This window comes from Halovibrio variabilis (assembly GCF_007991175.1).
In the GTDB taxonomy this organism is placed as follows: domain Bacteria; phylum Pseudomonadota; class Gammaproteobacteria; order Pseudomonadales; family Halomonadaceae; genus Vreelandella; species Vreelandella variabilis.
Genome location: NZ_BJXV01000002.1, coordinates 210169 through 222387 on the forward strand (window position 1 = coordinate 210169; position 12219 = coordinate 222387).

The 12219-nt window shown below is 56.3% G+C and carries 14 protein-coding genes; 12 read left to right on the plus strand and 2 right to left on the minus strand.

The features are described 5' to 3' along the window. Positions 1–62: 62 nt before the first annotated feature. The 12 genes from aspS (at position 63) to HVA01_RS02990 (ending at position 10637) form a co-directional block, all read left to right on the plus strand. Positions 63–1844 (plus strand): aspartate--tRNA ligase, encoded by a 1782-nt coding sequence (gene aspS / locus HVA01_RS02935; protein WP_146873035.1) that lies wholly within the window; start codon positions 63–65, stop codon positions 1842–1844. Between the two features lie 93 nt (positions 1845–1937). Beyond that, complete coding sequence (gene ruvC, locus HVA01_RS02940; RefSeq protein ID WP_146873036.1) at positions 1938–2501, plus strand: crossover junction endodeoxyribonuclease RuvC; 564 nt, start codon at positions 1938–1940, stop codon at positions 2499–2501. 78 nt (positions 2502–2579) lie between these two features. Then, on the plus strand, positions 2580–3200 hold the full coding sequence (ruvA, locus tag HVA01_RS02945) for a Holliday junction branch migration protein RuvA (protein ID WP_146873037.1): 621 nt from the start codon (positions 2580–2582) through the stop codon (positions 3198–3200). A gap of 46 nt (positions 3201–3246) precedes the next feature. Beyond that, positions 3247–4284: a Holliday junction branch migration DNA helicase RuvB gene (ruvB, locus tag HVA01_RS02950; protein WP_146873038.1), complete on the plus strand. Its 1038-nt coding sequence runs from the start codon at positions 3247–3249 to the stop codon at positions 4282–4284. Beyond that, on the plus strand, positions 4281–4694 hold the full coding sequence (ybgC, locus tag HVA01_RS02955; RefSeq protein ID WP_281288460.1) for a tol-pal system-associated acyl-CoA thioesterase: 414 nt from the start codon (positions 4281–4283) through the stop codon (positions 4692–4694). Before ruvB ends, ybgC begins: the two co-directional genes overlap by 4 nt. Positions 4695–4752: 58 nt before the next feature. Then, positions 4753–5448 (plus strand): protein TolQ, encoded by a 696-nt coding sequence (gene tolQ, locus HVA01_RS02960; protein ID WP_146873039.1) that lies wholly within the window; start codon positions 4753–4755, stop codon positions 5446–5448. An 11-nt stretch (positions 5449–5459) separates the two neighbouring features. After that, positions 5460–5903, plus strand: a complete 444-nt coding sequence (gene tolR, locus HVA01_RS02965) for a protein TolR (RefSeq protein ID WP_146873040.1) — start codon at positions 5460–5462, stop codon at positions 5901–5903. Between the two features lie 7 nt (positions 5904–5910). Further along, positions 5911–7098 carry a cell envelope integrity protein TolA gene (gene tolA, locus HVA01_RS02970; protein WP_371860122.1) on the plus strand — a complete coding sequence of 396 codons (1188 nt, stop codon included), beginning with the start codon at positions 5911–5913 and terminating at the stop codon, positions 7096–7098. Further along, on the plus strand, positions 7098–8387 hold the full coding sequence (gene tolB, locus HVA01_RS02975; RefSeq protein WP_146873042.1) for a Tol-Pal system beta propeller repeat protein TolB: 1290 nt from the start codon (positions 7098–7100) through the stop codon (positions 8385–8387). The genes tolA and tolB overlap by 1 nt, the downstream gene beginning before the upstream one ends. Positions 8388–8439: 52 nt before the next feature. Next, positions 8440–8985 (plus strand): peptidoglycan-associated lipoprotein Pal, encoded by a 546-nt coding sequence (gene pal, locus HVA01_RS02980; protein ID WP_146873043.1) that lies wholly within the window; start codon positions 8440–8442, stop codon positions 8983–8985. 68 nt (positions 8986–9053) lie between these two features. Further along, a complete protein-coding gene (gene ybgF, locus HVA01_RS02985; RefSeq protein ID WP_146873044.1) occupies positions 9054–9854 on the plus strand; it encodes a tol-pal system protein YbgF in 801 nt (266 codons plus the stop codon). Between the two features lie 21 nt (positions 9855–9875). After that, entirely contained in the window at positions 9876–10637 is a 762-nt protein-coding gene (locus HVA01_RS02990; protein WP_146873045.1) for a YciK family oxidoreductase, read from the plus strand. A gap of 57 nt (positions 10638–10694) precedes the next feature. On the opposite strand, the gene HVA01_RS02995 is transcribed toward HVA01_RS02990, so the two are convergent. Both HVA01_RS02995 and ubiG read right to left on the minus strand, forming a co-directional pair. Next, the gene (locus tag HVA01_RS02995; RefSeq protein WP_146873046.1) at positions 10695–11363 is read right to left on the minus strand and encodes an HAD-IA family hydrolase; all 669 of its coding nucleotides are present in this window, start codon (positions 11361–11363) and stop codon (positions 10695–10697) included. Further along, positions 11364–12107, minus strand: coding sequence for a bifunctional 2-polyprenyl-6-hydroxyphenol methylase/3-demethylubiquinol 3-O-methyltransferase UbiG (gene ubiG / locus HVA01_RS03000; RefSeq protein ID WP_146873047.1), 744 nt, complete (start codon positions 12105–12107; stop codon positions 11364–11366). It abuts the gene before it with no gap. Between the last annotated feature and the right edge of the window lie 112 nt (positions 12108–12219).

The window sequence follows — 12219 nt, forward strand, 5'->3', positions numbered from 1 at the left end:
CGGCCATCAGGGTCAGGACGACTCGCGACACCCAATTGCCACGAAACAGAACAGGATTTGACATGCGCAGCCATTATTGCGGCCAGCTAAACGAAACTTTGGTGGATCAAACGGTTACGGTATGCGGGTGGGTTCATCGCCGCCGTGACCACGGCGGGGTGATTTTCCTCGATATGCGCGACCGCGACGGTATCGCTCAGTTCGTGGTCGACCCCGATACCGCCGAGGCGTTCGCCAATGCCGACCGTGTCCGCAGTGAATATGTCTTGCGTATCACCGGTCGCGTTCGGCTGCGCCCTGAAGGCACTCAAAACCCCAACATGCCAACCGGCATGATTGAGGTGTTGGCAAAAGACGTTGAAGTGCTCAATACCGCCGTTACTCCGCCGTTCCAGCTGGATGAACATGGCAAAGTCGGCGAAGAAGTGCGTTTAAAGCATCGCTATATTGACTTGCGGCGTCCGGACATGATCGAGAAGCTGCGGCTGCGTTCGCGCATTTCGCACAATGTCCGTGCCTACCTTGAGAATCAGGGCTTCCTGGATATCGAAACGCCGGTGCTGACGCGCGCCACCCCCGAAGGCGCCCGCGACTATCTGGTACCTAGCCGCACCCACGCAGGCAATTTCTTTGCGCTGCCCCAGTCGCCTCAGCTGTTTAAACAGCTGCTGATGGTGGCAGGTTTTGACCGCTACTACCAAATTGCCAAGTGCTTCCGCGATGAAGACCTGCGTGCCGACCGTCAGCCTGAGTTCACTCAGATTGATATCGAGGCGTCGTTTGTGGAAGAGAACGACATCATGGGTATTACCGAAGCCATGATTCGCCAGCTTTTCCAGGATGTGCTAAAAACCGAGCTGCCTGAATTCCCGCGCATGACCTGGCAGGAAGCGATGGATCGTTTCGGTTCCGATAAGCCGGATCTGCGTATCCCGCTGGAACTGACCAATGTCGACGACCTGATGCAGCAAGTCGATTTCAACGTCTTTTCGGGGCCCGCCAGCGCGGATGATGGTCGTGTAGCGGCGCTGAAAGTGCCTGGCGGTGCCAAGCTGTCACGTAAGGAAATCGACGCCTACACCAAGTTTGTCGGCATTTACGGTGCTAAAGGCTTAGCGTGGATCAAGGTCAACGAGCGTGCCAAAGGGCTTAAAGGTCTGCAGTCGCCGATCGTCAAGTTTATGGAAAACATCGTTGAAGAACTGCTCGACCGTGTGGGCGCAGAAGATGGCGACATTATCTTCTTCGGCGCCGATAAAGCCCGTATCGTTAACGAAGCCATTGGCGCGCTGCGCGTCAAGCTGGGTGCTGACCTTGAGCTTTACACCCAGGAGTGGGCACCGCTGTGGGTAGTCGACTTCCCGATGTTTGAAGCCGACGACAATGGTCGCCTTAGCCCGCTGCATCACCCCTTCACTGCGCCTTCCTGCACGCCGGAAGAGCTCAAGGCGGACCCTGCCAATGCGCTTTCACGCGCCTACGATATGGTGCTCAACGGCACCGAGTTGGGGGGTGGTTCGATTCGTATCCACGACCAAACCATGCAGAGCACGGTGTTTGAGATTCTGGGTATTGGTGAAGAGGAAGCCCAAGAGAAATTCGGCTTCTTGCTCGATGCGCTCCAGTACGGCGCGCCGCCCCATGGTGGCTTAGCCTTTGGCTTGGACCGCCTGGTGATGCTGATGGTCGGTGCTAAGACGATTCGTGAAGTGATCGCCTTCCCGAAAACCCAAAGCGCCGCCTGCCTAATGACCAACGCCCCGGGCGAGGTCAGCCCCGAGCAGTTGAAAGATCTTAATATCCGCCTGCGCCAAAAAGCCAAAGCGGAAACAGCCGCCGAATAAAGGGGTGGGTTGACCGTCCAACACCGACGCCACGGCGTCGGTGTTTTTTTATCATCCCCAAGCTTATAGCCGCGCTATACGAGTACCGACACCATGGATGACAAAAAGCCTGTCGCGCCTATCCGTATTTTGGGCATTGACCCGGGCTCCCGCGTAACCGGCTACGGCGTCATTGATGTGATTGGTGTCAAACCCTGCTATGTGGCGAGCGGCTGCATCCGCACCGCTGAAGGCGCTTTAGAGGAGCGTTTGGCGCAAATTTATGCCGGTTTAAGCGAAGTCGTGGGGTTGCATCGCCCCGCCCAGGTGGCCATCGAGCGGGTCTTTATGGCCAAAAACCCTGATTCAGCCCTGAAGCTGGGCCAGGCACGCGGCGCAGCGCTCGTTTGCATGGCCAACCATGGTTTAAGCTTGGCTGAATACGCGGCACGTCAGATTAAACAGGCGGTGACCGGGCAGGGCGGCGCAGACAAAGAGCAGGTGCAACATATGGTCACCGCTATCCTGCAGCTTTCTACCACCCCTCAAGCCGACGCCGCCGATGCGCTAGCCATTGCGCTAACGCATGCTTATAACGGTCACGCCTTCAGCAGCCACGTCCTTCCCGCCGCACCGTCTCGGGGCCGCCGCCGCTCTACAGGACGCTGGCGGCTGTAAATGGGCCGAACTACTGGTCACCTGTACAGAGTCGCTTTATAGTAACTATCTGTTTTTTCCCCTAGTGCGAGCGACTTTATGATTGGACGCCTGAGTGGCCAGCTAATGGCAAAACAACCTCCCTGGATCATGATCGACGTTCACGGCGTAGGTTACGAGCTGGAAACCTCAATGAATACGCTAGTGGCCCTACCGGCGGTAGGTGAAAACGTCACGCTGGTTACCCACCTGACCATACGCGACGACGCGCACTTGCTGTATGGTTTTGGACGCGAGCACGAACGCGCACTGTTTCGCGCACTGATTAAAGTTAACGGCGTGGGCCCCAAGCTCGCGTTGGCAATTTTATCCGGCATGGATGAAGATGCCTTTATGCGCTGTGTCCGCGACGACGACAGCAAAGCGCTAACCACGCTGCCGGGAGTGGGCAAGAAAACCGCGGAGCGGCTGATTATTGAAATGCGCGACCGCTTCCCGGATTGGAAAGATAAGTGGGAAGACGGCAGCGATGCCTTACTGCCACTTGAGGCTGGCAATGGCCGGGCGGCTTCACGCGATAACCTTGCCGACGCCGAATCCGCCCTGGTCAGCTTGGGCTATAAGCCCACGGAAGCCACAAAAATGCTGGCGGATATTGACCCTAACCAGTCCACCGAAGCCCTCATCAAAGCCGCGCTCACGCAACGCATGAGCGGCTAGCGGGTCGGCTTTAACGCACTTAACAGCGTACTTAAGAAGAGCACCTATGTTAGAACACGACCGGCTGATCGCCGCTGAACCCGAACAAGGGGAGGGGCGCATAGACCACGCCATTCGCCCTAAGCGGCTGGAAGACTATATCGGCCAGCCGCGTGTGCGTGAGCAGCTGGAAATCTTTATCGGCGCCGCCCGGCTGCGCGAAGAGAGCTTGGATCATACCCTGGTATTTGGCCCTCCAGGGTTGGGCAAAACGACGCTTGCGCATATTATTGCCACCGAGATGGGGGTCGGCATGAAGTCGACCTCCGGCCCGGTGCTCGAGCGTGCCGGTGACTTAGCCGCCATGCTGACCAATTTAGAGCCCGGCGACGTGCTGTTTATCGACGAAATTCATCGCCTATCGCCCGTGGTCGAAGAAGTGCTTTACCCGGCCATGGAAGATTTTCAGCTCGACATCATGATTGGCGAAGGGCCTGCGGCGCGTTCGATCAAGTTGGACCTTCCTCGCTTTACGCTGGTAGGCGCCACCACGCGCGCGGGTTTATTAACCTCGCCACTGCGAGACCGCTTTGGTATCGTTCAGCGGCTTGAGTTTTATAACCTCGAAGAGCTGACTGAAATTGTCTCGCGTTCGGCTCGCTTGTTAGGCGTTGAAACCAGCCACGACGGCGCCATTGAAGTCGCGCGTCGGGCACGTGGCACACCGCGGATTGCCAATCGCTTACTGCGCCGGGTACGCGATTACGCCGAAATGAAGGGCAACGGGGTGGTCGATGTTGCCACTGCTGATGCCGCCCTCAATATGCTCAATGTGGACCATCACGGTTTGGATCATATGGACCGGCGGCTATTGCTGGCCATGATCGATAAGTTTGACGGTGGGCCGGTGGGCATTGACTCACTCGCCGCTGCCATCAGTGAAGAGCGTGACACCATCGAAGATGTGATTGAGCCCTACCTCATTCAACAGGGCTTAATGATGCGCACCCCGCGCGGGCGTGTGGTCACTCGCCAAGCCTGGTTGCATTTCGAACGCGTGCCCCACCAGCAGGCCACCGACATGGAAGGAGAGCGCCGCCCGTGAGCCGTTGCATCAAAGAGGGCTATCGCCTGCCGCTGCGGGTTTATATGGAAGATACTGACGCTGGTGGTATTGTCTACTACGTTAACTACTTGAAGTTTATGGAGCGTGCGCGCAGCGAATGGCTACGCCAGTTAGGCCTTAATCAGCAAACGCTGCTAGACGAAGGCACGCAGCTAGTGGTATACCGCTTGGCCTGTCACTACGCGAAACCGGCTTGCCTGGACGACGCGTTGGAAATTAGTGCTCACGTTAGCGATGTTGGGCGCTGTCGAATGACATTTGAACAGCAGGTTTGGCGCGAGAAGGAACTCCTTTGCTCTGCCACAGTCGAGATAGCCTGCTTGAGCACCGAGCGTTTGCGACCCAAAGCATGGCCAACATCGCTCAATGTTTTGACCCGGGCCTCTTAACCAAGAGGTCACTCACTGCGTCGGCAATCCCGACCCTACTAGATTGATGAGGGCACCTGTGAACGATAACACCATGTCCATTCCCCACCTGATAATGAATGCCAGCACCGTGGTCCAGCTGGTAATGTTGCTACTGTTGGTGGGGTCAATCCTCTCTTGGGTAGTGATTTTTCAGCGCAGTATTGCACTGCGCCGTGCCAAGCAAGAGTACAACCACTTTGAAGAAGCTTTTTGGTCCGGTGTCGACTTAAACGAGCTTTACCGGGAAATTCCCGTCGATGATCCTCGTCACGGCGCCGAACATATTTTTCAGTCGGGCTTTCGCGAATTTAACCGTCTAATGCCCAAAACGCGTGATGCGGGCACCATTTTAGAAGGTGTCCAACGCAGTATGCGCGTGGCGTGGTCGCGGGAAGAAGATCGTTTAACGCAACACCTCGTTTTTCTTGCCACCGTTGCTTCAGCCAGCCCTTATATTGGTCTATTTGGCACCGTGTGGGGCATTATGGGGTCGTTCCAAGCACTGTCGCTTACCCAACAAGCCACCCTGGCCACGGTCGCTCCCTGGATTGCCGAAGCGCTTATTGCCACCGCTATGGGGCTGTTTGCGGCGATTCCCGCGGTTATTTTCTATAACCGTTTGTCAAATGCCTCATCTCGTTTGCTGGGTAAATACGAAGACTTCGCCGAAGAGTTTCACGCTATCCTGCACCGCAATTTGCAAGGTCGTGACGGCAAACAGAGCGAGAGCTAAGGGAGACCGCCATGCAAGGACCATTCAATCGTAGTAGTAACAGCAAGCCGATGGCGGAAATTAACGTGGTTCCTTTCATCGACATTATGCTGGTACTGCTGGTGGTTTTTATGATCACCGCGCCGATGCTGACGCAAGGCGTACAAGTTGATCTACCGCAAGTCTCCTCCCAGCCCATTGACAGCCAGGAAGATAATGACCCGATTGTTATCTCGGTTGACCGCGAAGGGGAGTACTTCATCACCCTGGGCGAGGACTCCACGTCTGTCACGCTGAATGAAATGTCCCAGCGTGTGGTGACGATATTAGAGCGCCGTCCGGGCACGCCGGTGATGGTGCGTGGCGACCGCAATGTCCAGTATGGGCAGATTGTTGTGTTAATGAGTACGCTACAAGGAGCCGGGGTCGCTAACGTAGGGCTGCTTTCTGAGCCGTCGCAAGATGGGGAAGGGTAAAGCGCACATGGCAGTAAAATCTTCTCGCGATCGCCAGGATGTTGGCTATAAATGGCCGACTATTTTGGCGATCGCCGTGCATGCGGCGATTGTCGGTTTTAGCCTGATTAGCTTACCCAGCCGCACGGCGGAGCCTGATAGCTCCTCCATTGTTCAAGCGACGCTGGTGAGTACCGAGACGTTCACCGATCAAGCTCAGCAGGCAACGGAGCAACAAGCGGCAATGAATGCCCCTGCCGCAGCCCCAGAGCCTGAAGAGGCTGAGGCGCCGGAAGAGCCTTCAGCTAGTGAAGAGCCCTCAGCCAGCGAAGAGCAAGCCGCTGCGGAGCAGCAAGCAGCGGAAGAGGCTGCCCAGCAGGCGGCAGAAGCGCAACAGGCCCTAGAAGAAGCCCGTGAAGCGGCTGAAGCAGAGGCCCAGCGCCGCGCCCAAGAGGCAGCGGAGTTGGCCGAACAACAGGCTCAGGAAGCGGCTGAACGCGAGGCAGAAGCCGAAGCGGTCGCCGAGCAACTGCGCGAAGTGGAAGAGGCGCGCCGCCAGCAGGAAGCCGCCGAGCAACAGCAACGTGAAGCAGCAGAAGCCGAGCGCCAGCGCGAAGCCGAAGAACAGCAGCGTCGAGAGGCGGAAGAAGCCGAACGTCAACGTGAAGCGGCCGAGGAACAGCGCCGTGAGGAAGAAGAGGCTCAACGCCAGCGGGAAGCCGAAGAACAACGCCTGCGTGAGGAAGAAGAGGCTCAACGGGAACGCGAGGCTGAAGCACAAAGGCAACGCGAAGCCGAAGAACAGCAGCGTCGCGAAGCAGAAGCCCAGCGTCAAAGAGAGGCCGAAGAAGCCGCAGAGGCGGCCATGCAGCGCCAGCTAGAAGGTGACGCCGCAGCAGCGGCTAATGCCCAGCAGGCTGAGCAGGCGGCCAACAGCTTTATCACTATTGTTCGCCGTGCTGTCGAGCAGGCATGGGTGATTCCGCCCGGGGCAAGTGATTCGATGAGTGCTACGCTACAAGTACGGCTAGGGCCATCAGGAGAAGTATTGGCAACGTCGATTGTGACCTCAAGCGGCGATGGTGCTTTTGACCGGTCTGTGATGCAGGCCGTTGAACATGCTGCACCGTTTGGTGAATTACGCGATTTGCCACTCGATCAGCAGCGCAATTTACGCCAGTTTAATCTGCGATTTACTCCGGGAGATGTCCGCTGATGCAAAGCTTGAGCAAAGTGTGGTTATTCTGTGCGCTGCTGCTAGTCAGCAGTTTGGCGAGTGCTAATAATCTAACCATTGAAATTACCCGCGGCAGCGATCAAGCGCTGCCAATCGGGGTGGTGCCCTTCGCCGGTTCAGACGGCATGCCCGAGGATGTCGCGCAGATCGTTCAAGATGACCTTGAACGCAGTGGCTATTTCGATCCTTTGGCGCGTAGCGACATGTTCGAGCAGCCTAGCCAATCTAATGATGTCCAGTTCGGTACTTGGCGCTCCCTGGACGTGCGCTATTTAGTGGTGGGAAGAGCAGAACAAACTGAGGGTGGCTTTGAGCTGCAGTTTGAGCTAATGGATATTAGCGGCCAGCGCCGCATGGTCGGAGAGACGGTTACCGTGCGCGGCAATGATCTGCGCGGTGCCGCTCACTATATTAGCGATCAAATTTTTGAAGAAATTACCGATATCCGCGGGGCGTTCTCAACCAAAATTGCCTACGTTACCGCCCAGGGTGTCGCTGATAATATGCAGTTTGGCCTCTACGTTGCCGATGCCGACGGGCGCCGCAGCGAACAGGTGTTGACCTCAGACCAGCCCATTATGTCACCGGCGTGGTCACCCGATGGCGGCAAGCTCGCCTATGTGTCTTTTGAATCTGGGCGTCCGGCGATCTACATACAAAATGTAGCAACCGGGCAACGCGTTCAAGCCACCTCCTTCGAGGGTATCAACGGTGCACCCACATGGTCGCCGGATGGTCGGCGCATCGCTATGTCACTGTCCAAAGATGGTCAGCCTGAAATCTATATTATGGATATTGGCAGCCGCTCATTAGAACGGATCACCAATAACAACAGCATTGATACCGAACCCGCCTGGGCGCCGGATGGCCAACGCCTGTTGTTCACCTCAGACCGCAGCGGCGGTCCGCAGCTTTACCAGTATTCGCTAAGCGGAGGCGAGGCCGAGCGACTGACCTTTACCGGTAATTACAATGCCCGTGGCCGCTATTCACCCGACGGTGAGCAGATATTCCTGATCCATCGCTCTAGCCGTGGCTACCAAGTGGCAAGGCAGGATTTAAGCGGTGACCGATTGGTGGTTTTAAGTGAATCAACACGAGATGAATCGCCTAGTGTTGCGCCGAACGGGACCATGGTAATCTTCGCTACCCAACAGGGTGGAAATGGGGTGCTAAGTGCTGTTTCTGCTGATGGCCGTTCTTCGTTTAGGCTGCCGTCAGCACAGGGCGATGTCCGTGATCCAGCGTGGTCACCCTTCTTAAACTGATCAGCACCATTGATTAATTTGAAATTTTAGTTTTCAGGCAAGGAGTCTGATTATGCAACTTAAACCGTTGGCTCGCTCATTAGCGGCAGCGCTATCCATCGTGGTAATCGCTGGCTGTTCCAGCACCGGCGGAACCCAGGACGGTGACTCGTACGGCAGCCAGGATGGCAGTACGACTGGTTCCAGCACCTCGGGTACAGGCACCGGTAGCCAGTATGGTTCTTCTACGGGTTCAGGCTCAGGCGCAAGCCAGCAAGCCGATTCGCGTATACCCGAAGTTCGCACTATCTACTTTGATTATGATCGCGACACGATTAAGAACGAGTATGAGTCTGTGGTGATGGCTCATGCCCGCTATTTGCGTGCCAACCCGAATGCTCAAGTGGTTCTCCACGGGCACACCGATGAACGGGGCACCCGTGAGTACAATATGGCATTGGGTGAACGTCGTGCCAATGCGGTAGCGCGTTTTCTGAATATTCAGGGTGTTTCTTCATCACAAATGAGCGTGGTTAGCTACGGTGAAGAGCGTCCGGCCGTCAATGGTCAGGGCGAGAGCGCCTACGCTCAGAACCGCCGTGTTGTGTTTAACTATTAAGCATTTAATGATTGATGTATTGGGCGTGCGGCTAGAGCCGCACGCCGTTTTGCATCGATGGAGCCATCATGAATCACAGTCTTAAGCGTTACGTTAAGAGGCTGTGCGGTGCGGGAGCCTTAGTGCTCCCGCTGTCCGTATTGCCCCTGACAGCCGCGGCTCAGCAGCCGCTCGTACAAGACCTTTCCGGCGACTCTTCCAGTGGTGGCAGCTTCTATCAACAGACGCAGCGCCAGGAAGCGACCAGCGGAAATTTAGTGCTGTTTAATCAGGTCCAGGAGCATCAGCAGGAAATCCAGCAGTTGCGCGGTCAAATTGAAGAACTGCGTCACCAGTTGGAACAGCTGCGCCGCCAATCGCAGCAGCAGTACCTCGATATTGAAGATCGGTTAATGAGCAGCGGCCCTACACAGATTGAGCAGTCGACGCCAGCAATTGAGCCTGAAGCCGCTGAGGAAGTGGTTAACGCGCCGTCTAGTCGCAATGTCAGCGATGAGGCCCAAGCCGATTATCAAGCGGCTTTTGCCCACGTTCAGTCACGCCGTTTTGAGGATGCCATTGCAGCGTTTGAAGCCTTTGTGAGCGATTACCCCGATACCAGCTTAACGGCCAATGGCCATTATTGGCTGGGCGAGCTATACGCTGCAGAAGGCCAGCTTGAGGCCGCGGATCAAGCGTTCAGTCGCGTTATTGACGAATACAGTAGTAGCAGTAAAGTGCCCGATGCGATTTATAAGCTAGGCTTGGTAAAAGCGCGTCAAGGTGAAGCGGAACGCAGCCGAGAATTGCTGGAACAAGTGCGCGACGACTATCCGCAAAGCAGTGCCGCAGGGCTTGCCAATGACTTTTTACGCCAATCAGCGGGTTAATTTTTGCTTCAAGGACTCAGCATGAACTGCAAGATCGACTATCAACCAGCGCCCAACCTGTTGGCAAATCGCATCGTGTTGGTAACCGGCGCAGGGGACGGCATTGGCCGTGCGGCAGCGTTGAGCTATGCCCAGCACGGGGCCACCGTGATTCTATTGGGGCGTACCATTGCCAAGCTAGAGCGCGTCTACGATGAAATCGAAGCCGCAGGCGGTCCACAGCCAGCCATTTTTCCGTTGAACTTTGAAGGCGCCACGCTCAAGGATTTCCACGACATGGCGGAAACCCTGGATAAAGAGTTCGGGCGTTTAGACGGCTTACTGCATAATGCGGGCTTGCTGGGGCGTATCACGCCCTTTGATCAGTACAATCCCGAGCTTTGGCAACAGGTCATGCAGGTTAATATCAACGGCCCGATTTGGATGACCCAGGCACTGCTGCCGTTGTTGCAGCAATCTGAAGACGCCTCAGTGATCTTTACTTCTTCCAGCGTTGGCCGCAAAGGGCGAGCCTATTGGGGCGCTTACTCGGTGTCTAAGTTTGCCACCGAAGGCTTCGTCGACGTGCTGGCCGATGAGCTCGCGAACCAGTCCAATATTCGTGTCAATTCGCTCAACCCGGGCGCAACACGCACCCAAATGCGGCGTACCGCCTTTCCCGGTGAAGACCCCTTCACTCTGCGTACCCCGGAAGACATTATGCCTACCTATTTATGGCTAATGGGCCCGGACAGCGCCGGCATCAGCGGCGACAAGCTGGATGCTCAGCCGCCGCGAGCTTAGAAACCTTTATTCTTAGAAGCCCTTATTGTTAGAAAGCCTGACAACGCTGTCGATGTTCTAGCGCTTGAACGCGCCCAGGGCATCGACAAGTGCGGCGCACTCTGCAAACCATAGATCAGCAGGCCACTGCTGATAGTCATCTTCTTCGCTAATATATCCATAACCCACCGCCACAGCGGTCATGCCTGCGGCGACTGCTGCCTCGATATCCCGCGCATGGTCACCGATATACCAGCACTGCTCCGGCTCAACGCCAAGCCGCCGGGCCGCCTCCCAAAGCGGCTCAGGGGCTGGTTTTTTAACGCTAAGATCATCCGCACATAGCAGGGCGCCGGGCTGCAAGGCCAGTGCGTCTAATAGCGGTAGCGTATAGCGGCGTGGTTTATTGGTCACAATCCCCCAGGGCCGCTGATCGCCATGCCAGTCTTTGAGCCACACATCGAGTGGCGAAAAAATCCGGCTATGAACGGCGACAGCCTGCTCATAGGCATCGAGCAGAAACTGACGTGCATGCGCATGCCCATCCGATGTAGCTTCTAATCCCAGCGCCAGCGTGACCAGCGCACTGCCGCCGTTAGAGACCTGACGACGAATCACTTCAAAGGGCAGTGGGTCTAAGCCATGGTGAATGCGTAGCGCATTGGTGGCTTGGGCCAAATCTGGAGCGGTATCGACCAGCGTGCCATCCAGATCGAAGAGTATCGCTTGAGGCGCTTGCATCGGCATTTAGTCGCTCACCTTGCGGCAGTACATCATATAGTTGACCGAAACGTCATGGCTAACCAAACGGTAGTGGCGGGTTAGCGGGTTGTAGGTAAGTCCTGTTTGTTCGCGCACTTCCAAGCCACTGTCGCGAGACCAGGTGGCCATTTCTGACGGGCGAATAAATTTTGCATAGTGATGCGTACCCCTGGGGAGCAGCCTAAGCACATACTCGGCGCCTAAAATGGCGAAAGCATAGGCCTTAGCGGTGCGATTCAGGGTAGAGAAAAACACATAGCCCCCCGGGCGAACCAGCGTGCTGCAGGCGCGAATGACGGATGCCGGGTCGGGCACGTGCTCAAGCATCTCCATGCAGGTCACCACGTCATAAAAACCGGGCTGTTGAGCCGCCAGGGCTTCGACGCTAATACGTTGATAGTCAACGCTAACGCCGCGTTCTTCCGCGTGTAGGCGAGCAACCGCTAACGGTGCTTCGCCGAGATCGATGCCGGTGACCTGAGCCCCGCGATGGGCCATCGATTCGCTCAAGATGCCGCCACCACAGCCAACGTCGAGCACTTTTTTACCGGCAAGCCCGGCGCGGGCATCAATAAAATTTAAACGCAGGGGATTAATCTCATGCAGCGGTTTAAATTCACCCTGCGGGTCCCACCAGCGGCTAGCAAGCGCTTCAAATTTGGCGACTTCTGCGGCATCGACATTGCCTTGATAGTGATCAGCAGTGCTATCCTGTGGTGTTGTTGGCATTTTATGGCTCCTGGTGTCATTGGGCATGGAGTGGGGTGTGTCCGCGTAAGCACTCGCGACTGTCCTTGCGACTGTCTTCACGATTGCCCATTAGCGAGGTGGCATCCACTCA